The following is a 24,810-nucleotide window of genomic DNA, read 5'->3' as shown; positions in this document are numbered from 1 at the left end:
GCTTTCCGTTGGTGTCCGGTGCGGTCGATGAGGGCGCGGTTGCAGGGCGGGCTACGGGGCTGCCTCCGCACGCGGTCATGAGGGCCGGTCGAGGAAGGCGCGAACCTCCCCGAGGTCGTGGAGGATCGCGGTGTCTCCGTCAAGCGAGGTGAGCGCGTACACCGCTCCCAGCAAGCGTTTCTGGCGGGTCAGGACATAGCCCTGCTGGGCGGCGCGCCACCGGGTGTCGTCGAAGTCAGTCGGAGCACGGACGACCAGAGGGCGGGAGCGGGTGCGTCGCGGGAGCCTCATTCACTCCTCCCCGGCACTTGCGTGAGTTCGGCGAAGGTCCCGGTTCCTGCGGGCAGTCGCCCCCAGTCGGTGGCGAGGGCGTCCACGAGCACCAGTCCCCGGCCGTGCTCGGCGGTGAGGGCGGGGGTACGGCGCAACGGGGTCCGGCCGGACAGGGGACCGGCGTCGCGCACCTCCAACCGCATGCGGTCCGGGTAGAGCAGAAGACGGGTAGCGAACTGCCCGCCCGGCAGACCGCTGTGGGTATGGGCGATCGCGTTGGAGGTCAACTCGGAGGCCACCAGAGTGAGCACCTCCGGGACGTGGACCTGCCACTGCACGCAGGTCTGCTCAACCCAGTCGCGGACGTCCGCCACCGAGTCCGGGACTCCGGGGAAGGACCTGCGCGCGACCGTCTGCGCCCTCCGGGAGTGGGCAGTGACCACAACAGCCTCACCAGCCGACAGGCCGAGTTCCGGAGCGGGCTGCACTTCACTAGCCCGCTGGAAGATGTTCGGAAGCTCTCCGTGAAACCGGGCTCCGTCTTCTTGCAGACGGGTGTGCGTAGTGCTGGACGGAATCCCTGATTCGGTAGGATTTGCCACGTTCTCACCTCTGGAGTGTTCGGTGGGAGCCGTTCCCGGGGCTGGTGGCACAGTCGCCGGGGTTTCCTATGGCCGGCGCTTTCCGCCGGGGTGCCCATCGTCCAAGGCGAGATGCTCCACCTCAATGCCTTTACGTGCATCGACTGCTAGTTGGTGGAACCCGTACAGGAATGTAGAGAGCCTCTGTAAAGTTCTACCCATGCCTGAGAAGACGCTGTCAGCATGGACCACCTTCGGGAAGGAGCTCCGCAGGCTGCGCGACCGGCGTGGGCTTACGCTGGAGCAGGCGGCCGAGGCGACCGGATACGGTGCGTCAACCATCAGTAAATACGAGAACGCCTATCGGTCGCCAAAAAGGGACTTTCTCAACGAGGCGGAGGCCTTGTTCGGTACAAACGGTGACCTTCTCCGTCGCTGGACAGATGCGAAGCGGGCCGAGGAGGACCCCGACTGGCACCGAAAGATCGTCACGGCTGAAGAGCAGGCGTCCGGGATCCAGATATGGAACCCCGCCCTTGTTCCGGGTATGTTCCAAACGCCCGACTACGCACGTCAGATCTTCCGAGACGGTCGTCCCCTGGACACGTCCGAGGAAATCGACCGGCTCGTGGACCTGAGGGTCAGCCGCCTCGACGCGCTGAGGGGGATGAACAATCCGCGTCTGGTCGCGATCCTCGCTGAGGCGGTCGTTCGAGCCCGTGTCGGCTCGCCCGCGGTGATGAAGGAGCAGCTGGGGCATCTCCTCGATCTGGACTCCGCCGGGGTCGTGAGAATCTTGATCCTGCCAGCGGACACCCCGTACTACGGGGGAGCCGCTGGCCCGTTCCGGCTGCTGTCCTTCAAAGAGCGCGAGACGCTTGTCGAAGTCGAGCACGCCTCCGGCGGCGAACTGCTCGGCGGAGACACCGTGACGCGGCTTCTGGCCGTGTACGGGGAGCTGCAAACGTGGGCGCTACCCCCTGTAGCCTCACATGATGTGATTTCGAGAGCCATGGGAGGCTTGGAGTGATCGACCTGACCAGCGGGTGGCACAAGTCCAGCTACAGCGGAGCCCAGGGCGAGTGCGTCGAGGTCAACGAGACTGCGGTTCCGGAGGCTGTCCTCGTCAGGGACACGCAGAACCGGGACCTGGGCTGCCTGTCCTTCTCCGGCGGCGAGTGGAGCGCGTTCCTCGGCGCTGCATTCTCCCGGTAGCCCCAGGAGGAGTGAACCGCCCCCGCCAGGCCAGGAGGCGGGGGCGGTTCTGTCTGCGCGGCCAGGCTACTGATAAGCCACGGCGCCCCACCAGGACCAAAGGTCCCGGTGTGCTTCATTCCCGCACTCATGCCCCGCAAGGAAGAAGCGTTAACAAGAGCTCTCCCGTTTGAGAACGTCCCCGGTTGGGTTCTGCCGTTGAGCGTGTTCTGAAAAAACGCCGGTCCTCCGGCCGTCCTGCCGATGGGTGCTGCCCGGAGACGACCCCCCACCGCCTGCCCGTTCTAGTGTATGCGCAGGTGGGAGCGGGTTCAGATGAGGTTCACTGCTGGTGCTGCGAGGGCCTCGCGAGTGTGTGGCTCGCGCCCCCTTGGCTGATTCTTTGCCCTCGTGACCACGAATTGAGTGCTCACTGAGTGGCTCCCGAATACGCGGTGAACCCGTTGTGAACCCTGCCTGAGAACGCCACCTTGTTGCATGCGGATGTCATTTCTCGCTCGCATCCGAGGGGGCATCCGTGGTTTTTGCACCGTCACCGCTGGCAGTCGTCGAGACTGGCTTCGTCCGCCTATCATCCACCCACCTGACCCTGCGGGGGACCGACGTCCACCCCTGGCTCCAGAACCGCATCTACTCCTTGTACGAGCTGCGCGATGTCCTGATGGATGAGGGCACCCCGCACGAGGTGCGCGACGCGGTCTGGCGGCACACCATCCGCGCCGCCCGCCTGTCCCAGGACTGGATGGTCGGAGCGCTCGGGCTGTGCCTGCCCGTTCTGCGGTCCACGGCCGGGAGGGCTTGTCGGGGCCTGACCGCGGACGGGGTGGACGCGGTGGAGTCCGCGATCGTGTCCGAGGTGGTCCACCGGGTCCGCACCATCAACCTGAACTACGCCCGGCTGGTCTGGTACCTGACCCGGCCCGCGCACCGCGTCGCGCTCTCGGCACGCAGGCACGAGCAGCAGGCGCCGGTCCCGACTGGGGACCCGGGACGGCAGGAGGCCCTCGACCCGGGGGTTCAGGCCAGCCCGGACCTGTTGCTGGTGTCCGCGGTGCGGGTGGGCGTCCTCTCGCGGGCGGAGGCGTGTCTGATCGCCCGGACCAGGTTGGAGAACGCCCCTTTGGCCGCGGTCGCGGAGCAGGCCGGGGTGTCCTACAAGACGCTGGCCAAGCGCCGCGAACGCGCGGAAGCCCGGCTGGTATCGGCGGTGCACGCGGGTGAGGTGGTGGTCGCTGACGCCCTGGTCCGTTCTGAAGTTCCGCACGTCCGCGAACGTGCGACTTTGCGGCTGTTGGCGACCGCACCGGTTCTTGGGAAGTCGTTGTCGCATTCGCCTCTGCCGGTGGCTTCTTAGGGGACCAGATACGGGCACTGGGCTTCGGCGCACAGCACCGGGTGTCCAGTGCCCGGCCGGGAGCCGAGGACGTCGAGGGGGAACAGGTGACAGCAGCTTCAGGGGCAGGGCAGCACGTGGTCCGGTGGGCGGCGGTGGTCGTGGCGGCGGGTGTGCTCGCCGTGTGGTGGGTGATGGCGGGTGACGACGCGGCGTGGGTGTGGGCTGCCGAGGCCACTGCGGAGTCGGCTGAGGAGGAGACCACCGAGCTGCGCCAGGTCGTGAACCGCATCCGCATGGTCATCATCGCCCTCGCGTCAGCGTTGGGGACGCTGTTCCTGACGATCGCGGCGGTGCGGTGGCTGGCCGCCAACGGCGAGGTCGGCGCCATCGACGGCGCCAAGCGCGCCCTGACCGGAACGGCGGTCGGTTATGGCATCGCGATCCTGGCCACGGTGCTCATGGACATCGTGGAGTGGATCGTCAGCGTGGGCGGGGCCAGCGAGTGAGCCCCGCGCCGTGGGGGCGGGCTCCGGCCAGCCCGGAACCGCCCCCCTCCGACGACCCGCTGCCGCCGCCCACCGACGATCCGCTCCCGGAACCCGAAGACCCCGGGACCCAACCCGAACCCGAGCCAGAGCCGGAGGAGGCACCGGCTCCGGAACCGGAGATCACCGACGACCCGCTCCCGCCCCCGCAGGATGAGCGCGAGGACGAGCCGCCGCTGCGGGAGCAGTCCGAGGTACCGGTGGAGGTGGAGGCCGACGAGGACGTCTTCGACTGCGGCCTGGTCGATCCGGGCTGTCACGTCTCGAACTGGTTCGCCGACTTCGTCGTGTCCGGCCTGAACCCGGCCCTGGGGTGGCTGGCGCAGAAGGCCTTCCACACCCCGGAGCCGACCGAGGGGATGCAGGCTCTGCACGACGGCATCCTCACCACCAGCAACATGCTCTTCGTGCTGCTCATCGTGGCGGGCGGGATCGTGGCCATGGGCTACCAGACGGTGCAGAGCCGCTATTCGGCCGCCGACATTCTGCCCCGGGCGGTGTTCGCCTTCGTGGCCTCGAACTTCTCGCTGTGGGTGGCCCGGGAGATGATCCGGGCCTCGAACCAGATCTCCGCGGCCATCGGGGCCCAGGGCATCGACGCCCGCGAGGCCGCGGAGAACCTGCGCGACCGCATGGAGGTGATCCTGGAGGAGGCGCTGGTCTTCACCATCCTGCTCCTGGTGGTCGTGGTGGTGCTGCTGGTGGTGTGGATGGTCACCGAGGCGGTGCGCATCTGCATGGCCATCGTGTTGACCATCGCCGCGCCGATGCTGCTGATCTTCCACGCCCTGCCGCAGACCAACCGGATCGCGGAGCTGTGGTGGAAGTCCATGGCGGGCCTGTGCGCGATCCCGATCGCCCAGTCGATCGTGTTCATCGCCATGGCCCGGCTGTTCTTCGAGGGGCAGATGACGATCTTCGGATCGCTGCGCCAGACCTCCGCTGCGCCGGAGGCGGATCCCGGCCTGGTTCTGGATACCGGGCTCGGGCGCGAAGCGACCGTGGTGCTGGCCAGCAGTGTGCTCGCCTCGCCCAACGACGCCGACGTGGGCGACGCGGGCTGGCTGATGAACATCATGCTGCTCCTGGTCCTGCTGTATGTGCAGATCCGGATCGGCTCCTGGGTGATGAAGCTGGTCTGGCAGCCCAACCCGGGCACCTCGCCCATCGCCGCGATCTTGAAGAACATCGCGTGGATGATGGCGTTCCGCTCGGTCAGCAGCATGCGCCTGCCGTCCGCCCCGGCGTCGTCGCTGAAGTGGCAGTTCCTCTCGCCGCGCACGCCCGGCCGCAAGCTGCCCCGCTACACGCCCAAACCTCCCGCTGGGATGCAGCAGCCGCAACCGCAGGCGTGGTGGTACCGGCCCTACAACCCGCCCCGCTACCCGGCTGGCGCTGTTCCCGCCGCACCCGGTGGGGCCCTGCCCGGCCCCGGCGGCGCAGGGTATGGCCCCGCCGGTGGGGGCCACGGCGGGCCGTGGCCGGGAGGTACCGCTCCTGGAGGCGGCCCTCTGCCCGGACCCGCAGGCGGCTACCCGGGAGCGGCTGGCGGCCCGCCGTGGCCGCCAGGACGTGCACGCGGTCCGCTCGCGCTGCCCGGGCCGCGCGCCCTGCCGCCGGTCCCGCCACCGCGTCCGGCCCCGCCCGCAGCGGTGCGCCGCGAGCTGGAGGTGGGCCACATGCCCGGTTCGCCCAGGACCGGCCAACAAGTTCTCTTCCCACGCCCGGCCCCACCGTCCCCGCCGTCCGCGCCTGCTACGTCGTCGGCGCCGTCCGCGCCGTCCGCGCCGCCTAAGCGCAGATGGCGCCAGGGGGTCCTGCCGACCCCGCCGCCGGTCCGGGTGCCCGGCAGGCGCGCCGTACAACGCCTGGGCCTACCGGATCCTGCGCCCCAGTCCTCGGCGGGGCTGCGCCACCTGCCCAACATGCCTGCGCTGACGTGGGGCAAACCGCCGCAGGTCAAGGGCCAGCGGGCGCTCTTCGCCAGCCCGAGGCGGGTGTGGAAGCAGTACGGGCTCTTCCCACCGCCCCGGCCCGGCCAGAACGAGGAATGACCATCCGGCCGCGAACGAACAGAAGGAGTATCTGTGGCCTCCGATGAGGTGTCCGCTTGGCGGGGGCGCATCCCCGCCGACATCGACCGTTCCGAACCGGTCCTGTTCAACCTGACCGCACGTCAGTGTCTGATCATCACCCCGGTCCTGGCGGGGGCGTGGGGCGCCTACCTGCTCCTGCGGGAAGCGGTGCCGCTGTGGGCGTTCGCGATCGGCTTGGCCCCCGTCCTGGGCACGGCCATCGCCCTCGCTCTGGGGGAGCGCGACGGCCGGGGCCTGGAGCAGGTCGCCGCCAGCGCCCTGGCCTGGGCGCGCGCACCCAAGCACCTGGTCCCCGCACCTTCAGGACACGTCCCTGCGCTGCCCCGGTGGGCGCCCCGTCTGCGGCGCGGGCCCCGTCTGGCTCCGCTGCGACTCCCGGCGTCGGCCGTCTCCCCAGAGGGGGTGGTCGACCTGGAAGGCCGGTGCGCGGTGATGATCGCCTGCACGACCCTGCCCTTCCAGCTCGCCTCGGGGCGTGAGCAGGACCAGGTGCTGGCGGCCTTCGCCGGGGTGTTGGACGCCTCGGTCGAACCGGTGCAGATCCTCGTGCAGCGGCGTAGCGCCGACTTGGGCGAGTTCACCGCGATGCTGCGCGACAACGCGGCCCGCCTGCCGCACCCGGCGCTGAGTGAGGCCGCGATGGCGCACGCCGACTTCCTGGACGAGATGACCGCGACGCACGAGCTGTCCCACCAGCAGGTGCTGGTGGTGGTGACCGCGGCCGGTCCCGCCCGCCGTACGGGTCCTGCTCTGCTGCGCCGGGCTGCCGACACCGCGGACCGTCTGGCAGCCCTCGGTATCCGCACCCAGGTCCTGGACGCAGACGAAGCCGCAGACGTTCGGCGGGCGTCGATGACCGCCCCGGGTACCCGCCTCACCGACCCCGCGCCGACCGGCTGCGAGCCCGCAGGCACCGGCGCCACCGACGAACACGAGCACGAGGAGGAGCACTGATGGGTCTCCGCAGCCTGAGAGCGCGATCCGAAACGCACGCACTGGGCGGTCCGGCCATCCGCCTGGGGGCGCGCCATGTGGAGGTCGAGGGCGGCGTGTGCCAGACCTACATCATCACCGGGTACCCGCGCGAGGTCGCCGCCGGATGGGCGGAGCCCCTGCTCACCTACCCCGGACAGCTCGACATCGCCTTCCACCTGGAACCCGTGCCCACCCCCACCGCAGCCGCACGACTGCGCAAACGCCGGACCCGCCTGGAGTCGGCCCACCGCACCAGCACCGCCCAGGGGCGGGTGGAGGACCCGCACCAGGTGACGGCGGCCATGGACGCCGCTGAGATCGCCGACCGCATCGCCACCGGCCAAGGCAGGTTGTTCCGGGTGGCGGTGTACGTCACCGTGCACGCCCCCGACCTGGAGAGCCTGGAGGCCGAACTTCAGCAGATCAGGGCGCTGTGTTCGTCCCTGCTCGTGGACGCGGTTCCGGCCACGTTTCGTCCGTTGCAGGGGTGGATCTCCACCCTGCCGCTGGGCACCGACGCGCTGGGGATGGGCCGGTCGATGGACACCGACGCCGCAGCGACCCTGTTGCCGTTCACCTCACCCGAGCTGGTTGCCGACCTGGGCGAGACCACGGTCGTCTACGGCACCAACACCCACTCGTCAGGGCTGGTGGCTTGGGACCGGTTCTGCGGCGGCCTGGACAACCACAACAGCGTGATCCTCGCCCGCTCGGGAGCGGGCAAGTCCTACCTCGCCAAGCTGGAGGTGCTGCGGTCTCTGCTGGTCGGAGTGGAGGTCGCGGTCATCGACCCCGAGGGCGAGTACCTGCGCCTTGCCGAGGAGGTCGGCGGCACCGTTCTGCGTCTGGGCACCGAGGCGGGTCGGCTGAACCCCTTCGCGCTCCCCGAAGCGGACGAGGAGGGCCAGGCGTTCACGTCGCGGGCGCTGTTCCTGCACACCCTGGTCACCGCGATGGTCGGCCAGATGTCCGCGACCGAGAAGAGCGTGCTGGACCGGGCGATCATCACCGCCTACGCCGGAGCCGGGATCACCCGGGACCCCGCCACCTGGACCCGGCCCGCGCCGGTACTCGCCGACCTGGCCGCCGCGCTGGAGGACACCGCGACCGACCCCGGCACGGGGGAGGAGCCCGCTCACGCCGCTCAGCAGCTGGCGGGCCGCCTGGAGCCCTTCGTTCACGGAACGCACGCGACCCTGTTCGACGGGCCCTCCACCGACCGGGTGGGCGGGCACCTGACGGTGGTCTCGCTCAAGGAGCTGCCCGACGAGGTCCGTCCGGTCGGGGTGTTGATCGCGCTGGACGCGATCTGGCGACACGTCACCGCGGGAACACCGGAACGTCCCCGTATGGTCGTGGTCGATGAGGCGTGGCTGCTGCTCCAGGACCCGTCCGCGGCCCGCTACCTGGCCCGGTTGGCCAAAGCCGGACGCAGGCACTGGGCCGGGCTCACCCTCATCACCCAGGACGTGGGCGACGTGCTCGGCACCGAGCTGGGGCGGGTGGTCATCGGCAACGCCGCCACCCAGGTCCTGCTCAAACAGGCCCCGCAGAACCTGGACCAGGTGGCCGAGGCGTTCCACCTCTCCTCCGGAGAGGCCCACCTGGTCGGTACCGCGCCCCGGGGCTCGGCGCTGCTGGTCGCCGGACACCAGAGGGTCGGCTTCCACCCGATCGCCTCACCGGCTGAACACCGGCTGATCACCTCCGACCCGGCGGAACTCGCCGCTCTGCGGGCGCAGCTCTTCGAGGAGGACGAGCAACAGGACGACGTCCCCGACCCCGATACGGACGGATTCGACATCGAGGAGCTGGTGTGATGGCCGACTTCCTGTTGAGCGGTGGATTCTTCCTGCTGCTCGCAACCATTCCGCTGGCCGGAGCAGTGGTGTGCGCCGCGCTGATGGGGGTGCGCCTGGCCCGCCACCGCTATCTGTCCCGGCAGGCGCGGGTGGTGGAGATCCTGCCTCCGCCCGACGCGAGTCTGGAGAACGCGACCGCGTTCTGGAACCACACCCTGGGGCTTCTCAAACCGCGCTGGTCGCGGTGGCTGCTCCAACCCCACCTGGCCTTGGAGGTCGTCGCGTCGGCTGCCGGGATCAGGTTCCAGGTGTGGGTGCCGGGGATCGTGCCGCCGGGGACGGTGGAGCGCGCGGTCTCCTCGGCCTGGCCCGGCGCCACCACCTCCACCCGCCATCTCGTTCCCGGTGAGTCAGCGCTTCCCGCAGGGGCCTACACCACCGGAGGTCTTCTCCGGTTGGGCCGTGCTGAAGCGTTCCCGTTGCGAACGAAGTTCGATGACGACCCGGCCCGACCGCTCCTGGGCGCGCTGGAGGACCTGGTCGAAGGCGAGCATGCCCTGGTGCGCGTGACCGCCCGCCCGGCCACGGGTTGCCGGGCGGCGCGGGCCCGCCGGGCGGCGGCCCGCCTGCACGGCCACACCGGGATGGCGACATACCTGGTCGATGCCCTGGACCCCACCGCTCACGGCACTGCGCGCAGCCGACCGCCGGTCCTTCCCGGGACGAATGAGGACGTGCGCGCGATCCTGACCAAGGCGTCCTCGCCCCGGCTGGCGTGCGATATCACCTACATCCTCACCACCACACACGACAGTGACCAGGCGAAGGAACGCCTGCGGGGACGGGCCCACGGGGTGGCCTCGGCGTTCGCCGCGTTCACCTCCGGTACCAACTACCTGGACCGCCGCTTCATGTTGCGGCCCACCTGGTGGCTGGCCAACCGGTTCCTGGGGTACGGGTTTCTGCTCTCCACCGCCGAGCTGGCCGGGATCGCGCACCTGCCCACCGACACCACCGTCCCCGGCCTGACCCGGGCCGGGGCACGACCGGCGGCCCCGGCCCCGGCGGTTCCGCGCGGAGGCGAGGACACCCGGGTGGTCGGTGACAGCGACGCCGGCACCCGGCGCCCGGTCGCCTTGGGCGTGGTCGAAGCACGCCAGCACACCCACGTCCTCGGCAAGACCGGCTCGGGCAAGTCCACCCTGCTGGCCAACCTCGTCCTTCAGGACGCCGAGGCCGGTCGGGCGGGGCTGGTGATCGACCCGCGCGGGGACCTGGTCACCGATGTCCTGGCCCGCCTGCCCGAAGACGCTGTGGACCGGGTGGTGTTGTTCGACCCCGACGACCAGGCACCGCCGCCCCGGTTGAACCTGCTCCAGGGTGGCGACCCCGATTTCACCAGCGACACCGTGGTGGGCATCTTCCGCAGGATCTACGCCGAGTACTGGGGGCCCAGGACCGACGACATCCTGCGGGCAGCCACGCTGACCCTGACCCGAGCAGGCGACCCGAGCCTGACTCTGGGCGATGTCCCGCGCCTGCTGGCCGACGACGCGCTCCGGGCCGAGACCCTGGCCAAGGTCACCGCGCGCACCGGCGAGGACGAGGCCCTGGAGGACTTCTGGGACTGGTACTCCGGTCTCACCACCTCCGCCAGGAGTGCGGTGACCGGGCCGGTGCTCAACAAGCTCCGGACCGCGCTGCTGCGGAAGTGGGTGCGCCAGGTGGTGGCGTCGGGGCCGTCCACGGTGGACCTGCCGACCCTGTTCGACACCGGCCACCTGGTCCTGCTCCGGCTGCCGAAGGGGCGCCTGGGCGAGGACACCAGCTCGTTGATCGGCTCGTTCGCCTTGGCGGCGACCTGGCAGGCGGTGACCGCCCGCATCCACACCCCCGAGCACCAGCGCAAGGACCTGTGCGCGTACGTGGACGAGTGCCAGAACTTCCTCAACCTTCCGGGCTCGTTGGAGGACATGCTGGCCGAGGCCCGCGGCTACCGGCTCGGATTGACCCTGGCCCACCAAGAGCTGGGCCAGCTCCCCGCCGACCTGCGCAAGGCGGTCTCGGCCAACGCGCGCACGAAGGTGTACTTCTCCGCCTCGCCCGACGATGCGGTGAGCCTGCAACAGCACACCCTGCCCGTGCTGGGGGCCTATGACCTGACCCATCTGGGCGCCTACCAGGCCGTGGTCCGCCCGCTGGTGGGTGCCAAGGAACAGGGAGCGGCCACGGTGCGCACCCGCCCGCTGCCGCCCGGGCTCGCGGGACGGGCCACCCAGGCACGGGAGTCGGCGCGGTGCCACGGGGCGAAGGACGGGGCACCTCCTTCCGAGGTCCGAGGAGAGCAGGGGAGGACCGCATGACCGCCTCTGGACGGGTGGGGCACGGCCCCGAGCGCACCAAGTACGCGAGCGCTCTGGTGTGGCTGGCTCGCCGGGTGACGCCCAGGGACCGGGAGATCCTCGGCGGGTTGTACGACCACCACGTCATGACCACCCACCACATCCACAGGCTCTACTTCCCGGGCTCTGAGCCCCGCCGCGCGCGCAGGAGGCTGCTCATGCTCCACCGGTACGGGCTCCTGGACCGGTTCCGTCCCTTCTTCGCTCAGGCGCGGGTGCCCGACCACTGGGTACTCACCCAGACCGGTGCTGCGCTGGTCGCCGAGAACCGTGGCATGGAGGCCAGAGAGCTGGGATTCCGGCAGGACCGGGTACTGGCCTGGGCGCACTCGGGGCGGCTCGGGCACATACTCGGCCTGGTCGAGTGCCTCGCCCTGACCACCGAGTCGGCTCGGAGCACTTCCGAAGCGCGCCTGGTGCGCTGGGACAACGAGCGCGAGTGCGCGCGCCGGTGGGGCCGCCACATCCGTCCCGACGCCTACATGTGCTGGCACCAGGACGGGCTCGCGCTGGACGCGTTCTGGGAGTACGACACCGGCAGTGAGCCGCTGACGAAGGTGCAGCGCAAGATGAGGGGGTACACGCGCCTGGCGAGGGAGAGCCGACTGCCGTCGATCGTGCTGTTCGCGGTCCACTCCGACCAGCGGGAGGACAACCTCGCCGCGAAGCTGGCCGGTGACGTCTCCGACCGGGTGGGCGTGTACGTCACCACCCACGCCCGGCTGGGGGCGCTGGGTCCTGCTGCGGCGGTGTGGCGGACCGTGGACTCCCCGGACCGGCTGCGGCCGGTGGACATCGCCCTTCGCCACACGGCCCGGGCCGGGGGAGAGGGGTGATCCGGATCGCGGTCGGCGCGGGCGCGTTCCTGCTGCTGGTGCCGGTGTTCGTCGGTGCGCTGGCGGCCAGCGAGCAGGGGCTTTCCGGGGTCCCCCGCGAAGTGGAGGGCATACCCGCTGCGGTGCTGTCCGCCTACGTCCAGGCCGCCGCGCGCCTGGAACCGGAGTACCGGGGGTGCCGGGGGATGACCTGGCCGGTGCTGGCCGGGATCGGGAGGGTCGAGTCCAACCACGCGGCCGGGAGGCAGATCTCCCCCTCGGGGGCCGTGGATCCGCCGATCGTCGGTCCGCGCCTGGACGGCAGCGGGGCCGGGGGCAACACCTCACCCCACCGGGACAGCGACGCAGGGGAGTGGGACGGGGACGCCGAGTTCGACCGTGCGGTGGGGCTGATGCAGTTCATCCCCGCCACGTGGGCCTCCCACGGCCTGGACGCGACCGGGGACGGAACCGTCGACCCGCACAACGTCTTCGACGCGGCCTGGAGCGCGGCGGTGTACCTGTGCGTCAGCAGCCCCGGGGCAGGCGGGGTCGACTTCGCCGACGAGGACGACCTGGAGAAGGCGCTGCTGCGCTACAACCACTCGGAGTCCTATGTGGAAGAGGTGCGCGAGCACATCGGGCACTACGCCGAAATCGCCGCTCAGACCGAGCACGTCCTCGCGGTGGGCTCCGGAGCGTCCAGCGAGCAGGGCCGGGCGGCAGCCGAGTGGGCGCTGGCCCAGGTCGGCAAACCCTATCTGTGGGGCGGAACGGGGCCGCACGCCTTCGACTGCTCCGGGCTGACGATGCAGGCGTGGGCGGTGGCGGGGGTGCCGATCCCGCGGGTGACCACCGACCAGGTAGAGGCCGGTGTCCGGGTCGGGCTCGCTGAGCTCCAACCGGGCGACCTGCTCTTCTACGACACCGGGACCGGTGCGTCCCCCTCACACGTGACCATGTACGTCGGAGGCGGGCGGATGGTGAACGCGCCCCGGTCGGGGCAGTCGATCCGCGTTGAGCCGGTCGGCGGCGACTACTACAGCAGCCGGTTCGTGGCGGCCGTCCGACCCGGTTGACCGGCGCTGAGACGCCCGCTCGGGCACGGACGCCCGCCGGACGGGGGTCGGGGCCGCCCCGGCGGGCAGCGCGGGCACGCGGGCCGCTGGGGCGCTGTCATCCGGCGGCCCTTTTTTCTGCGCTTATGACTTTTCCGAACGGAACGGGTTGAAACTTCTCGCGAGTATGGGGAAACATCGCGAACGCGTTCAGTCCGGGTGAACGCGGTCGTTCCTTTTTGTCCTGGTTGATTTTCATGCCTGAAATGGGCTTCTTTGTCATGCCTGAATCCGTCATGAGGAAAACCCCAGGCGAGGCGGAGGTGGAGGGCCTCACCTCCGGGTAGCAGGGCTGGCTGGACAACGTCGGTTCGGACGAGGAAGCGCAGCTTCGAGGACGTACGGCATCGAAGCCAATGACACCCGTCCCGATTCGTTCGCTGTCGGCACAGAACCAGAAAAAGCAATACGAGAAGAGAAGGCGCCCCGGGCGGTGCGGGAACACCGCCCGGGGCGTGATCCACCACCTGAAGTAGCAGGAGGAAGATCAGTGAGCCATGGTACGGGCCGACACCGAAGGCGTCGACGGGGATGGGCCGAAAGCGTGCGGTGGGCAGTGGGCGCAGTCCTCGCCGCCGTCATCGGAGCAGGGCCTCCCCGGGGAGTAGCCAGCGGACAGGCGGTGTCACCTCCACCTCTGAAGTCGCGGGGTCCGTCGGCGGCGGCGCATCGGGAACCCGAGCGGGTCAGGCGCTACGACGAGGCGGGGCGGACACGGAAACCCCGGACGGACGACCTCCTCGCAGGCACCGGGGAGGCGCAGCGGAACCGTGTGGCGCAGCGGCTGCCGGAGCTGGGGTGGTGTGTGGACGACGAGGGGATACGCGCGGTACGCCCTTACCTCGTCGCACACGAGCAGCGGCAGCGGCGGAGGGCTCCCGGGCGCGTTCCTTCCCAGGAGCCGCAGGGGGCGGACGTTCTGGCTGCGGGGGGTCCGGAGGGCACCGGGGAGTGGGATGAGCTGACGTCCCTGGTGCGCCAGTGGAAGGCGCAGAGGGAGCGGGTGCCGGTGGCCTGACCTCGGGCAAGGGGTGCGGGGCTGTCTCCTCAGGGAGGCAGCCTTTCGTGTTTCCGCAGGTAGAACGTGCGACATCGAAACCCGGTGGTTCTCTTCACAGTTTTCATCACTGTGAGTACTCGACGCGCGGTTGTGTTGTCACTCTGAGTATGGCTAGTGTCACCTTTCGAAAGCACGGCATGGAGTCGTGCCCGGTGTGGAAACGGCGGTGAGGGTATGCGTACGCCTGTGGCGCGTTGGATGGCTGTCGCAGCGTCGGCGGTGCTGACAGGATGCGCGGCCCAGGGGAGCGGTCCGGCGGAGACTCCGGCGCGCACGCCTCCGGTTGTGGCCGCGCCCGCCAGCCCGTCGCCGGAGGAGTTGGCGCTCGACGCCTATCGCGGTATGTGGGACGTGGTGGTCGAGGGCTCGCACGAGGGGGCAGCGGGCCATCCGGACCTGGACGAGTACGCCACGGGGCAGGCACTCGAACTCACCACGGCCATGCTGCGCGGCGTACACGCCACGGGGGAGCCCCGGATGGCTCCGGAGGCGGCGGAGGAGTCCGGGAACCCGCCTTCGGTGTCCATCGAGGACTGCATCGACGACTCGGAGTGGACCGTCTCTGAGGAGGCGACGGGTTCCGAGGACAGAAGCGGGCGGAGGTCGGTTACCGCGACCGCCGTCTCCGACGGGGAGCGCTGGCTGGTCGAGGAGCTCTGGCTTGAGGACTACGGGTCGTGTTGACCCGCAGGCCCCGACGCCCTTGGCGCGTGTGCCTTGTCGGCGCGCTGACCGCGTTGGTCGCTGCTTCCGCAGCGGGAGAAGCGGCAGCCGACGGCTTCTTCGCCACGACCGATTGCTCAGGCGGTGAGTGCCGGGTGGGCGCGAGCTCTTCGCCCGCACCTTCCAGCTCGGGCGGGCGGAGCGTCCTGGAGAGCGTGGCCGGGGAAACGGAGGAGGAAGGGGAGCCGTGCGTGTTCACCAGCGCCGAGTTCCTGGAGTCCGGCAAGGAGGGGCCTCTGCTGCTTCCGCAGGGGATGGCCAGGTGTGAGGGGGCGGCAGCCGGTGGGGGTGCGTCGGAGATTTTCTCCCCCGAGGTGCTGGCCGAGCAGGCGCGCGCGGTCATGCGCCTGCCCGAGCCCGCGATCGGTACCGCTCCGGCGCCGGACAAGCCCCGGTTCGTGAATCTGCCCACCTGGCTGTGGGTCGCCGGGGAGGACTGGAGCCCGGTGTCGGTCACCGCGTCGGTCAGCGCCGGGTCGGTGACCGTGGTCGCGACGCCGGAGCGCGTGGTCTGGGACACCGGGGACGGCCACGAGGTGGTGTGCGCCGGACCGGGCACGGTCTTCTCCCGCGCCACCGCCGGGGAGGGCGGGTCGCCGGACTGCGGCCACACCTACACCGTCCTGCCGCCGGGCGGGGCCGGGACAGCGGTGGACGTGACGGCGGTGTGGGAGTGGGGGGTGTCCTGGTCCACCACTGACGGGCGGGGCGGCGGTCTGGAGGACCTGACGACCTCCTCCTCCGTCGCGGTGCCCGTGAGCGAGATCCACTCGGTGGTCACCCGCACCCGCTGACAGTACGGAACAGGCATGGAAGAGGGAGGAGGAGGGATGGTCGCACTCGCAAAACCCCAGCAAACCCACCAGAAAAGCTCGGAATCCCGAGCCGGAGGTGGCTCCGGGGAATGGGAGTCGGTGCGGTTGGCCGCGGCCTCGCGCCGCCGGTGGAAGTGGGGGCTGCTGGCCGGGGCGCTGATCACGGCGGGAGGGGTGGCGGGGGCCTGGGCCGGACTGGCCGGAGAGGAGACGCGCACGGTCGCGGTCCTCACCGCAGACCTTCCCGCCGGACACCTGATCACGGCTGCGGACGTGGCCTCGGTGGACCTGGCTGAGGTTGAAGGGCTCCGGCTGCTCACCCCTGAGGTGGCCGAGGGAATGGTGCTGACGCGGCCTGTGCCCGCAGGGTCCCCGCTGGTGGCGGGCTCGGTCTCCGACAGCGCCCTGTGGCCGGAACCAGGGCAGGCCGTGGTCGCGGTGCCCGTGACCACGGCCCCGGCCGACCTGGCGGAGGGAACGACCGTGGACCTGGTCACCCTGGCCGCACCCGGGGAGGAGACCGGGGGCGACGGCGCTGAAGACCTCTCCGGTGTGGTGACGGGGCTGGTCCACCGTGTGACTGCGGCCGAGGACGGTCTCGGGGGTGGACAGCAGGTGGTGGAGGTGGTCCTGCCCCGGGACGAGGCCGCGCGCTTCTCCCGGGCAGCGGCAGGCCAGGAGGTCCAGATCGCGGTGGTGAACCCGCACGAGAACACCCACGCGGAAGAAGGTGCGGAATGATCGTCGCGGTGTGCTCACTGAGCGGGGCTCCGGGGGTGACGAGCCTGGCCACCGCGCTCGCGGCCTGCTGGCCCTCGACTCCCCTGACGGTGCCGGTGCTGGTCGAAGCCGACGCATCCGGCGGGGACATCGCCTCCTGGCACGGTATCGGCCTCGACGGTGATGCGGGTCTGGTGTCGTTGGCCGCCGCCTCCCGCGCCTCGGCTCCGGCTCCGGCCTCCGCCGAGGCCTGGGCGCAGGCCGGTGTGCGGGACGCGGTCTCGGCCGGTGTGCCGCTGCTGCGCCACGCGGTGGAGCTTCCCGGAGGGCTCCAGGCGGTGCCCGCTCCCGCCGATCCGCTGGAGGCGGGGCGCGCGGTGGACGCGCTCGCCCGCAACCCCCACCTGTTGAAGTCGGGGAGGGCGACCGTGGTCGACGTGGGGCGTGCGGTGCCGGGGTCCGCGGGGGCGGCCCTGCTCCGCCACGCCGACGCGGCCGTGGTCCTCACCGAACCGGGGGACGTGGGCAGTGCGGCCCGCCTGCGGGTGTGCGCCCCGGTGCTGGCCTCACTGCGACAGGAGGGGGTGCGTGTGGGGCTGGCCGTCGCCGGTGCCTGCCCGCACGCCGACAGCGAGGTGTCCCGGGTCGCCTCAGCGCTGCCCGTGTGGGCACGCGTCCCCCGCGACGCGGTGGGGGCCGCGCTGGTGCGGGGAGAGCACCGTCCGCCCACCCGCCTGCGGGACCGCGTGGCCGCGTGGCGCTCCCAGCACCGGGACCCCGACGGCCTGGAGTGGATGCCGTTGATCAGGGCTGCCAAAGCACTGGCGGAGTTGTGCGACGACTTCTCCGGCATCGGTATGGCGTCCGGAGCGCGGAACGTGGTGGAGGTGAGCGCGGCATGACGGCGGCTCCCGAACTTCCGCGCCCGGTTCTCGCACCCGATAGCGGCAGCGGCGAGGACTTCCTGCGCGGCACGGCAGTAGCCCTGGCGGACCGGATCACCGAACAGCTCGTCACCCATCCCCACGGGGCCGCGGACGCCGAGTACGTGGGGCGGCTCGTGGACGCGCTCCTGGAGGAGCGCGCCCGCACGGCCCTGGTTCGCGGGCAGGGAGCACTCGCTCCGCACGAGGAGGTACGGCTGCGCCAGCTCGTGCTGGACCACATCCTGGGCCTGGGGCCTCTGGAGGAGCTGCTGGCCGAGCCGGGGGTGCAGAACATCCACATCACCGGGAACGACGAAGCCGTGGTCGATTTCGGCGGAGGGCGGCGCGAGCGCCGTCCGGCCGTGGTGGACGCGGACACCGACCTCGTGGCGCTGGTGCAGCGGGCCGCTGTCCGCGCACCGGGCGGGGAGCGCCGTTTCGACACGGCCGCGCCGATCCTGTCCATGGAGCTGCCGGGCGGGGAGAGGCTGTCAGCGGTCATGTCGGGGGTCGCGGCCCGCCCGACCGTGACCATCCGCCGCCACCCCGCCGAGTACCTCACCCTGGGGAACCTGGCCAGGTCGGGGATGGTCGACCAGAACGCCCGCGACCTGCTGGTCGCTGCGGTGAGGTCACGCCTGAACGTCATCGTCTCGGGAGCCACGAACGCGGGCAAGACCACCCTACTCCGCGCCCTGCTGGGCACGGTGGAAGCCGAGCGGATCATCACCGTAGAGGACTCCCTCGAACTGGGGCTGCACCGCCATCTGCGGGGTGCCGACGTGGTCGCGTTGCAGGGCCGTCCGGCCAACATCGAGGGCCTGGGCGAGGTGACCCTCGCGGAGCTGGTGCGCGCGGCGCTGCGGATGTGCCCGGACCGGGTGATCGTCGGGGAGACCCGGGGACCGGAGACGATCGCGCTGTTGAACGCCATGAGCATGGGCACGGACGGGTCGATGTCCACGATCCACGCCTCGTCCAGCCAGCAGGTGTTCGCCAAACTGGCCGCGTACTGTGCCCAGTCCCCGGAGCGGTTGAGCGCCTCGGCGACCGCGCTGCTGGTCGGGGCGGCGGTGCACCTGGTGGTGCACATCGACACCGCTCAGAGCGGGGAACGGGTGGTCACCAGCATCCGGGAGGTCGCCGGGTCCGAAGGGGAGCAGGTCGTCTCGAACGAGTTGTACACCCGGGAGACCGACCAGCCCGCCGGAGCGGTCGTGTGCGCCCCGAGCGGTGCGGTCGGCCAGCGCCTGGCCCGTGCCGGGTACGCGGTGCGGGGGTGGGCGTGATGCCGGACTGGACCGTGGCCGGACTCGCCCTCGGCGGCACGCTGGCGGGGGCGGGGGCCGCCTGCGCCATCTACATGATCAGCCTCCTCCCCGGGCCTACGGTCCCCGCCGGACCCTCTCCGCGCCGTTGGACGGCACTCCTGCGCCAACGCGGGACCTGGCTGCGCGCGGCCGGTGCCGCAGGAGCGGGTGCGGTGATCGGACTGGTGACGGGGTGGCCCGTGGGGGCGGCGCTCGCCGCAGCGGCCGGGTGGTGGATGCCCGCCCTGCTCGGGCCCGACACCGCCCACCGCGCCGAGGCCGACCTGGCCGAGGCACTGGCCTCCTGGGCCGAGCAGCTCAGGGACATGATCACGGGTGCCTCCGGGTTGCACCAGGCCGTCACCGCGACCGTGCCCGTCGCCCCGGTGCCGATCCGGGACCAGGTCGCTGCCCTGGATGCGCGGCTGCGTGCCGGGCAGCCCTTGGGGCAGGCAGCGCAGGCTTTCGCGTGTGAGACCGACTCCGACCTGGCGGACCTGATCGCGATCACCCTGTCCATGGGCTCCTCGCGCCAGAGCGGGGACGTCGCCGGAGCGCTGTCACGCCTGGCGGAGGCCGCCCGGGACAGGGCGACGACGGTGGCACGGGTCTCGGCGTCCCGGGCCAGAGTCCGTTCCTCGGTGCGCATCATCGCCGCCGCCACGACTCTCATGCTGGTGGGGATGGCCGCGTTCAACCCCGCGTTCCTCGAACCGCTCGGCACGCTCTCCGGACAGCTCGTCCTCGGAGTCGTGGGGAGCCTGTGGGCGGTCTCGTTCTTCTGGCTGGCCCGCCTCGCGTCGCCGCCCGAGCGACCGCGACCCTTCGCCCCCGTTCCGGCTGGAGCGGGTCCAACGGTCGGCGGTGCCCGGTGAGCGCCGTGGTTCTGGGTGCGGCCGGAAGTCTGTTGGGAGCCGGGGCGTGCGCCGCCGCCTACGCCCTGCGCCGCCCCAGCCTGACCGAGCGCCTCACGCCGCGCCACGCACCGGCTCCCCGTCCCGCCTTCGAGGGCGGACGGGCGCAACGGGCAGGCCGCCGAGCAGGGCACCTGTTGGTCCGTGCCGGTATCCCGGGTCCGGCCACGGCCCGCACGCTGACGGCGGCGGGTACGCCGGTGGAGGCCTATCGGGCGGAGAAAGCGGCCGCGACCGGCGTCGGGATCCTGCTGGCAGCGGTGCTGGCCATTGTGGGCAGCGCGTTCTTTCCCAGCCCTGCGGTGGCGTGGCTGTTCGCCGCCCTGGTCGCGGGCGGCTGCTTCCTGGCCCCTGACTTGGCCGCCCGAGGCGCCGCGGCCGAGTACCGCGCCGAGCTGCGTGCGGCCACCTCCGCGCTGGCGGACCTGGTGGTGATGGGGCTGGCGGCCGGAGCGGGAACCACCAGTGCGCTCACCACAGCCCTGCACCACGGCAGAGGGCGTACCCCGGAGCGGCTCCGCAACGCGGTGCACACCGCGACCCTGCGGCACCGGCCCCCGTGGGAGGGGCTCGAAGCCCTCGCCGAGGAGACCGGGGTGCGGGAGCTCGCCGAGCTGGCCGCGTCGCTGCGGTTGGGTGGCACCTCGGGAGCACGTACCCGCACATCCGTGGCTGCCAAGGCCGCCTCGCTGAGAGCCCGCGGACTCGCGGAGGCCGAGGCCGCCGCGCACGCGGCCACCGAGCGCATGACCCTGCCCACCATGGGCCTGGTGGCCGGGTTCCTGCTGCTGATCTGTTTCGTCGCCCTCGCCCACGTGACCGCGGGATTCTGACCGAGGAGGTCTTCATGAAGGGGTTTCTCCGGCATGCCCGGAACCGTGTACGCGCCTGGACCGCTCCACCACGGAAGGCGACCGCCGATGCCGGGTCGGCGACCACGGACTGGATTCTGGTCATCATGGTGTCCATCACCATCGCCACCGTGGTCGGGGGGATCCTCGTCGGGGAGTTCACCACGGCGGCCGAGTCCATCGACCTGGGCGTGAACCGGTGAGCACGCCTGTCCGGGACCGTCCCGGTCCGAGGTCTTCCGGGAGCGACCGGGGCAGCGCCGAGCCGCTGTTCATCCTGCCGCTGGTGTTCGTGATGCTGATGGGCGTGGTCCAGACAGGGTTGTGGGCGCACGCCCAGCACCGCGCCCAGGCCATCGCCTCCCAAGCCCTGGCCGCAGCCCGTGCCTACGACGGTTCGGCGGCATCGGCGTACGAGCAGGCCGGACAAGCACGGGAGCAGCTGGGCGGCGGGATGCTCCGTCAGATGGAGGTCGACGTGCGTCGGGGAGCAGCCCAGGCGCGGGTGAGGGTGGAGGCGCGGACGGTGAGCCTTCTCCCGGGCGTCGCCCTGCCCGTGGTCTCGGAGGTGTCCGGGCCCGTCGAACGCCTCGCGCCATGAACGCACTGCTGCGGAAGCGCTGTCGACGCGACGACCGGGGGAGTGCGTCGGTGGAGCTGATCCTGCTCGTTCCGGTCCTCGTCGTGGCCCTGGTGCTGATGGTGATCGCCGGACGCCAGGTCTCCGCCGCGCTGATCACCCAGGACGCCGCCGCAGCGGCGGCCCGGGCGGCCTCCCTGCAACGAGGCTCCTCTGCCGCACGCATCCAGGCCCATCAGGCAGCCGAGCGGGAGCTGGCCGACCGGGGCGTGGTCTGCTCCCCGTTCGCCGCCGTGGTGGATGCCTCCGGGTTCGAGCCGGGCGGAACGGTCGGGGTGAGGGTGGCGTGCACGGTCACTGTCATCGACCTGGGCGGGTTCGGAGGCCAGCGCACCCTGACCGCCACCGCGCTCTCCCCGGTCGACCCCTACCGAGGGCAGGAGCCATGACCCGAGTACGCCGAAGGGCCTTGCAGCACCGGGACGACGGACACGCCTCGGTGTTCCTCATCATGCTCGTCCCCGTCGTCATGGCGGTGTTCGCGCTGGTCTGGGAGGCCGGGCAGATGCTGGTCACCAAGTCCGAACTCCTGGCCGTGGCGCACTCGGCCGCACGGGCGGGGACTCACCAGCTCGACACGGTCGCGACCGTGGACGAGGGCGCACCGGTCCTGGACACCGACGGCGCCCGCCGGGCCGCTGCCGACCACCTGCGATCGGTGGGCATGGGCGGCCGGGTGGCGGTCGAGCAGGACCGGGTGGTCGTACTGGCCCGCACCGCCTACACCCCGGTCCTGCTGCCGATCGGAGAGCGCACGATCGAGGCCGAGGCGACGGCCACCGTGCTCCAGCCCTCGGCGGGGTGACGCTCCGTGAAGCAGTGGACTCCCCTTCCCCGAAGCAGTCCGACGAGAAGGAAAGCGAAGAGGTATGCCGCGAAGTCCCTGGTCCATGGCGGGCGAAGCGCTGGTCACGGTGGTGCTGATGGTGGGACCGGCTGTCCTGGCGACCTCGCTGGGCTGGCCGCTGGATGAGCACACCGACTGGACGTGGCTGTGGCAGTACCTGCGCGGAGGCAGAGTCCCTGACGAAGCCGTGATCGCCGCGCTGGCGGTGGCCTTGTGGGCGGTGTGGGCAGTCCACCTTGCCGTGGTCGCCCTCGACGTCATCGCCCTGCTGCGCGGCCTGGTTCCACGGGTGGGACTGGTACGGCTGGTGTGGGTGCTGGTCGCCGGGGGTGCCACGGCGACCAGCAGCCACACAGCGGCTGTCGCTGCGCAGACGGACGTCCCGGTCCAGGTTCCGGTGCAGTCGGAGAACGCAGCCGACACGCAGGGCACGGACATACCGCGTGAGCAGGAGGACGGCCGGAACGACGTGGTCGACCGCGCGCGCAACCTCGCCTACTTCGGGTTCGACTCGGCTGCCCTCACCCCTGAGATGAAGCGGTCGCTGGAGTCCACGGTCGGTCTCATCAGCGACTTCGGCCTTCCCGGAGCTCCGGTGACGGTCACCGGGCACACTGACCCGGTCGGCGACCCCGACTACAACCTGGCCCTGTCCGAGCGTCGAGCCCAAGAGGTCGCCGACTACCTTGTCCAGCACCTGGGGGAGGAAGTCGAGTTCCGGGTCCAAGGTGTGGGGTCCGCCCAGCCTCCTCCCGCTCTCCGGGCGCCCTACGGGGAGCACCGGCGCGTCGAGATCGCCTACACGCTGCAACCTCCCGCCGCCGCGAGCGAGCCAGCACCGTCCGCGCAAGCCCAACCGGAGGAGGCCACCGGGACTGCGGCGGAGCCGGAGCGGGTGCGACTGGACGTGACCACCGCGAGCGAGCAGGAGACCGGGCCGGACCCCGTCCTGGTCGGTGCCGTGGCCGGAGCAGCCGGTCTGGGAGCGGGATACGCGGCAGGACGGCGGCGCGCTGGCGGTGGCCGCGCACGGATCGCGGCCTCGGCGTCCGTACCGGAAGCCGACGACGCCCCGGCTGTTGAGACTCTGGAGGGACCCGTTGCGGAAGGTCTGCTGCGGGACGACCCGGGAGGGCTGGCCAACGGCGTCATCGACCAGGACGGCTACGTGCTCGTGGCGGACACGGTCCGGGTGGACGGCCGTGACGGGCTCTCCTTCACCGGAACCCACGCCGCCGGAGTGCTCCGTGCCGCAGTCGCCGACCACGGCACAGGACCGGTCATCGCCACCCGGGCGCTTCTGGCCGCCTTGGGCGGAACGGATACGGCGTTCCGGGAAGTACAGGAGGCCGCCGACCTGCACGGTGCGCGGATCGCGTCGGAGTCGGCGCTGCTGACCGCCGCTCGCAGTGCCGCTGACGAGGACGAAGCGGCGGAAGTCGTGGAGCGGGAAACGTCTCTCCTACGGGTACTGGTGGTGTGCGAGGCCAGCGACCTGGAGCAGGGCCAGGACCTGCGGGAAACGGTGGCTGCGGTTCCCGGTGCGGTGGTGCTCGTGCTCGAAAACCGCGTCGACCAGACACAGGCGGGGACCGCCCTCTGCTGCGAGGACCTCGACCGGGTGCGGGTGGTGACCGCCGATGCCGAGGCAGTCCGCAACGGTGCGCGACTGCGCTATCGAGGCCCGGCGAAGGCGCCGCAGGAGGACCGCAAGGACGCCTCTGTCCCCGGTCAGCGCGGAGACCGCCCGGAGGAGGACGAACCGGCAACCCCTGTGCCTACGCCGCCCGTATCGCCCGGCTCCGAGCGAACGCGCTCCCGAGTGGAGCTGCGCCTGTTCTCCGAGCAGCTCGTAGTCGAGGTAGAGGGACAGGAGGTGCCGGGCCTGCGCACGGTGGGCCGTACCCTCCTCGCCTACCTGGCCCTGCACCCGCACGGAGCGAGCGGGGAGGAGATCGTTCAGACGTGCTTCGGCGCCATGGACTCACCCCAGGCCGTTTCCGCGCGCAAGAACGCGATCGCCAGCATACGCTCATCCCTGCGGGCTGCCATTGAGGATCCCGACCACCACGTCATCGTGCACAGCAACGGCCGTTACGCTCTGGACCCCGAGCTTTTCTCAGTGGACCTGTGGTCATTCTCGCGAGTATGCAAAGAAGCACGAAGTCTATCCGGAGAGCCTCGGGTCGACCTGCTTCGCGAAGCCGTCAAAGCACATCCTGAGAAGCTCCTCAGCGGGATGGAAGAGGTGTGGGTAGAGCCCACGCGGAAATCCTGTATTCGGGTGGTGGTGGAATCTCTTCTGGAGATCGTGGATGAGACCCGAAGCGAAGACGAGAAGGTGGCTCTCCTGGAACGTTCTTGTCTCTTCGATGAATTCAATGAACCGCTTTATCGGCGCATCATGGAAATACACGTATCCCGTGGTCGCCCTGAGATAGCACACCAGGTCTATCGGTCACTGAAAGACAAGCTCTCCCTCATCGGGGAAAAGCCCTCAGCCGCCAGCAAGGAGATCGTCGAAGGTGTGAGCAGAACGGGGCGGTAGGGGCGCGGGTGAGGGCTGTGCGGCCGGTTCCCGCCTGCGAGCCGCAGGTGCCGCAGGGGCAGTGAACCTGCACTGAACCCTGGCCAACGCCTGGGCCAACGCCCTGGCCACCGGGTGGGCCACTCTTGGGTGGCCCATGCCCGTGGCGTTATCAGTGCAGGTCAAGGCCCATCTGGGTGGGCCGATGGCCGTCCAGACTTATACCCAGTGGGTAGTCATCTTCACGTAGGGGGCGGCGCGCCCCCTCTCCTGCTCGGCGGGGGGGGGGGGGGGGGGGGAGCGCCCCCCCTCCCCCCCC

The 24,810-nt window shown here is 71.0% G+C and carries 24 protein-coding genes; 22 read left to right on the top strand and 2 right to left on the bottom strand.

What is annotated here, in order from left to right; genetic code table 11:
• Positions 1–75 precede the first annotated feature (75 nt).
• Both ACSIH6_RS30230 and ACSIH6_RS30225 read right to left on the bottom strand, forming a co-directional pair.
• Complete coding sequence (locus ACSIH6_RS30230; protein ID WP_435111738.1) at positions 76–291, bottom strand: hypothetical protein; 216 nt, start codon at positions 289–291, stop codon at positions 76–78.
• Positions 288–716: an ATP-binding protein gene (locus ACSIH6_RS30225; RefSeq protein WP_435111737.1), complete on the bottom strand. Its 429-nt coding sequence runs from the start codon at positions 714–716 to the stop codon at positions 288–290. Before ACSIH6_RS30225 ends, ACSIH6_RS30230 begins: the two co-directional genes overlap by 4 nt.
• A 358-nt stretch (positions 717–1,074) precedes the next feature.
• On the opposite strand from ACSIH6_RS30225, the gene ACSIH6_RS30220 reads away from it, so the two are divergent.
• From ACSIH6_RS30220 to ACSIH6_RS30115, 22 genes are all read left to right on the top strand, one after another.
• On the top strand, positions 1,075–1,884 hold the full coding sequence (locus ACSIH6_RS30220) for a Scr1 family TA system antitoxin-like transcriptional regulator (protein WP_435111736.1): 810 nt from the start codon (positions 1,075–1,077) through the stop codon (positions 1,882–1,884).
• The gene (locus ACSIH6_RS30215) at positions 1,881–2,069 is read left to right on the top strand and encodes a DUF397 domain-containing protein (RefSeq protein ID WP_370012067.1); all 189 of its coding nucleotides are present in this window, start codon (positions 1,881–1,883) and stop codon (positions 2,067–2,069) included. The genes ACSIH6_RS30220 and ACSIH6_RS30215 overlap by 4 nt, the downstream gene beginning before the upstream one ends.
• A 517-nt stretch (positions 2,070–2,586) precedes the next feature.
• Positions 2,587–3,423, top strand: a complete 837-nt coding sequence (locus ACSIH6_RS30210; protein WP_435111735.1) for a sigma-70 family RNA polymerase sigma factor — start codon at positions 2,587–2,589, stop codon at positions 3,421–3,423.
• Between the two features lie 86 nt (positions 3,424–3,509).
• Positions 3,510–3,911 (top strand): hypothetical protein, encoded by a 402-nt coding sequence (locus ACSIH6_RS30205; RefSeq protein WP_435111734.1) that lies wholly within the window; start codon positions 3,510–3,512, stop codon positions 3,909–3,911.
• Positions 3,908–6,004, top strand: coding sequence for a hypothetical protein (locus tag ACSIH6_RS30200; RefSeq protein ID WP_435111733.1), 2,097 nt, complete (start codon positions 3,908–3,910; stop codon positions 6,002–6,004). Before ACSIH6_RS30205 ends, ACSIH6_RS30200 begins: the two co-directional genes overlap by 4 nt.
• A 33-nt stretch (positions 6,005–6,037) precedes the next feature.
• Positions 6,038–7,000, top strand: a complete 963-nt coding sequence (locus ACSIH6_RS30195) for a PrgI family protein (protein ID WP_435111732.1) — start codon at positions 6,038–6,040, stop codon at positions 6,998–7,000.
• Positions 7,000–8,841 (top strand): VirB4 family type IV secretion system protein, encoded by a 1,842-nt coding sequence (locus ACSIH6_RS30190; RefSeq protein ID WP_435111731.1) that lies wholly within the window; start codon positions 7,000–7,002, stop codon positions 8,839–8,841. Before ACSIH6_RS30195 ends, ACSIH6_RS30190 begins: the two co-directional genes overlap by 1 nt.
• Positions 8,841–11,186 carry a type IV secretory system conjugative DNA transfer family protein gene (locus ACSIH6_RS30185; RefSeq protein ID WP_435111730.1) on the top strand — a complete coding sequence of 782 codons (2,346 nt, stop codon included), beginning with the start codon at positions 8,841–8,843 and terminating at the stop codon, positions 11,184–11,186. The genes ACSIH6_RS30190 and ACSIH6_RS30185 overlap by 1 nt, the downstream gene beginning before the upstream one ends.
• The gene (locus ACSIH6_RS30180) at positions 11,183–12,061 is read left to right on the top strand and encodes a replication-relaxation family protein (protein ID WP_435111729.1); all 879 of its coding nucleotides are present in this window, start codon (positions 11,183–11,185) and stop codon (positions 12,059–12,061) included. Before ACSIH6_RS30185 ends, ACSIH6_RS30180 begins: the two co-directional genes overlap by 4 nt.
• The gene (locus ACSIH6_RS30175) at positions 12,058–13,119 is read left to right on the top strand and encodes a C40 family peptidase (protein ID WP_435111728.1); all 1,062 of its coding nucleotides are present in this window, start codon (positions 12,058–12,060) and stop codon (positions 13,117–13,119) included. The genes ACSIH6_RS30180 and ACSIH6_RS30175 overlap by 4 nt, the downstream gene beginning before the upstream one ends.
• A gap of 1,384 nt (positions 13,120–14,503) precedes the next feature.
• Positions 14,504–14,902, top strand: coding sequence for a hypothetical protein (locus ACSIH6_RS30170; protein WP_435111727.1), 399 nt, complete (start codon positions 14,504–14,506; stop codon positions 14,900–14,902).
• A gap of 194 nt (positions 14,903–15,096) precedes the next feature.
• Positions 15,097–15,735 (top strand): hypothetical protein, encoded by a 639-nt coding sequence (locus tag ACSIH6_RS30165; RefSeq protein WP_435111726.1) that lies wholly within the window; start codon positions 15,097–15,099, stop codon positions 15,733–15,735.
• Between the two features lie 36 nt (positions 15,736–15,771).
• Entirely contained in the window at positions 15,772–16,497 is a 726-nt protein-coding gene (locus tag ACSIH6_RS30160; protein ID WP_435111725.1) for an SAF domain-containing protein, read from the top strand.
• Positions 16,494–17,378 carry a CpaE/TadZ family protein gene (locus ACSIH6_RS30155; protein WP_435111724.1) on the top strand — a complete coding sequence of 295 codons (885 nt, stop codon included), beginning with the start codon at positions 16,494–16,496 and terminating at the stop codon, positions 17,376–17,378. The genes ACSIH6_RS30160 and ACSIH6_RS30155 overlap by 4 nt, the downstream gene beginning before the upstream one ends.
• Positions 17,375–18,691 (top strand): TadA family conjugal transfer-associated ATPase, encoded by a 1,317-nt coding sequence (locus ACSIH6_RS30150; RefSeq protein ID WP_435111723.1) that lies wholly within the window; start codon positions 17,375–17,377, stop codon positions 18,689–18,691. The genes ACSIH6_RS30155 and ACSIH6_RS30150 overlap by 4 nt, the downstream gene beginning before the upstream one ends.
• A complete protein-coding gene (locus ACSIH6_RS30145) occupies positions 18,691–19,587 on the top strand; it encodes a type II secretion system F family protein (RefSeq protein WP_435111722.1) in 897 nt (298 codons plus the stop codon). The genes ACSIH6_RS30150 and ACSIH6_RS30145 overlap by 1 nt, the downstream gene beginning before the upstream one ends.
• A complete protein-coding gene (locus ACSIH6_RS30140; RefSeq protein ID WP_435111721.1) occupies positions 19,584–20,459 on the top strand; it encodes a type II secretion system F family protein in 876 nt (291 codons plus the stop codon). Before ACSIH6_RS30145 ends, ACSIH6_RS30140 begins: the two co-directional genes overlap by 4 nt.
• A 14-nt stretch (positions 20,460–20,473) precedes the next feature.
• On the top strand, positions 20,474–20,680 hold the full coding sequence (locus ACSIH6_RS30135; protein ID WP_435111720.1) for a hypothetical protein: 207 nt from the start codon (positions 20,474–20,476) through the stop codon (positions 20,678–20,680).
• Entirely contained in the window at positions 20,677–21,078 is a 402-nt protein-coding gene (locus tag ACSIH6_RS30130) for a TadE/TadG family type IV pilus assembly protein (protein WP_435111719.1), read from the top strand. Before ACSIH6_RS30135 ends, ACSIH6_RS30130 begins: the two co-directional genes overlap by 4 nt.
• Positions 21,075–21,506, top strand: a complete 432-nt coding sequence (locus ACSIH6_RS30125) for a TadE/TadG family type IV pilus assembly protein (protein WP_435111718.1) — start codon at positions 21,075–21,077, stop codon at positions 21,504–21,506. The genes ACSIH6_RS30130 and ACSIH6_RS30125 overlap by 4 nt, the downstream gene beginning before the upstream one ends.
• Positions 21,503–21,922 carry a pilus assembly protein TadG-related protein gene (locus ACSIH6_RS30120; RefSeq protein WP_435111717.1) on the top strand — a complete coding sequence of 140 codons (420 nt, stop codon included), beginning with the start codon at positions 21,503–21,505 and terminating at the stop codon, positions 21,920–21,922. The genes ACSIH6_RS30125 and ACSIH6_RS30120 overlap by 4 nt, the downstream gene beginning before the upstream one ends.
• 64 nt (positions 21,923–21,986) lie before the next feature.
• Positions 21,987–24,512, top strand: a complete 2,526-nt coding sequence (locus ACSIH6_RS30115; RefSeq protein ID WP_435111716.1) for an OmpA family protein — start codon at positions 21,987–21,989, stop codon at positions 24,510–24,512.
• The last annotated feature ends 298 nt before the right edge of the window (positions 24,513–24,810 follow it).

It is taken from the genome of Nocardiopsis synnemataformans, assembly GCF_965343085.1.
Classification (GTDB): Bacteria; Actinomycetota; Actinomycetes; order Streptosporangiales; family Streptosporangiaceae; genus Nocardiopsis; species Nocardiopsis alborubida.
The sequence above is the reverse complement of the archived record's forward strand: the minus strand, read 5'-3'. Positions and strand labels throughout refer to the sequence as shown.

What these genes read in the sequence shown, in the direction of transcription:
- ACSIH6_RS30230 (WP_435111738.1), bottom strand. Translation starts at nt 291, where the DNA reads ATGAGGCTCCCGCGACGCACCCGCTCCCGCCCTCTGGTCGTCCGTGCT.
- ACSIH6_RS30220 (WP_435111736.1), top strand. Translation starts at nt 1,075, where the DNA reads ATGCCTGAGAAGACGCTGTCAGCATGGACCACCTTCGGGAAGGAGCTC.
- ACSIH6_RS30190 (WP_435111731.1), top strand. Translation starts at nt 7,000, where the DNA reads ATGGGTCTCCGCAGCCTGAGAGCGCGATCCGAAACGCACGCACTGGGC.
- ACSIH6_RS30185 (WP_435111730.1), top strand. Translation starts at nt 8,841, where the DNA reads ATGGCCGACTTCCTGTTGAGCGGTGGATTCTTCCTGCTGCTCGCAACC.
- ACSIH6_RS30180 (WP_435111729.1), top strand. Translation starts at nt 11,183, where the DNA reads ATGACCGCCTCTGGACGGGTGGGGCACGGCCCCGAGCGCACCAAGTAC.
- ACSIH6_RS30160 (WP_435111725.1), top strand. Translation starts at nt 15,772, where the DNA reads ATGGTCGCACTCGCAAAACCCCAGCAAACCCACCAGAAAAGCTCGGAA.
- ACSIH6_RS30155 (WP_435111724.1), top strand. Translation starts at nt 16,494, where the DNA reads ATGATCGTCGCGGTGTGCTCACTGAGCGGGGCTCCGGGGGTGACGAGC.
- ACSIH6_RS30150 (WP_435111723.1), top strand. Translation starts at nt 17,375, where the DNA reads ATGACGGCGGCTCCCGAACTTCCGCGCCCGGTTCTCGCACCCGATAGC.
- ACSIH6_RS30145 (WP_435111722.1), top strand. Translation starts at nt 18,691, where the DNA reads ATGCCGGACTGGACCGTGGCCGGACTCGCCCTCGGCGGCACGCTGGCG.
- ACSIH6_RS30135 (WP_435111720.1), top strand. Translation starts at nt 20,474, where the DNA reads ATGAAGGGGTTTCTCCGGCATGCCCGGAACCGTGTACGCGCCTGGACC.
- ACSIH6_RS30125 (WP_435111718.1), top strand. Translation starts at nt 21,075, where the DNA reads ATGAACGCACTGCTGCGGAAGCGCTGTCGACGCGACGACCGGGGGAGT.
- ACSIH6_RS30120 (WP_435111717.1), top strand. Translation starts at nt 21,503, where the DNA reads ATGACCCGAGTACGCCGAAGGGCCTTGCAGCACCGGGACGACGGACAC.
- ACSIH6_RS30115 (WP_435111716.1), top strand. Translation starts at nt 21,987, where the DNA reads ATGCCGCGAAGTCCCTGGTCCATGGCGGGCGAAGCGCTGGTCACGGTG.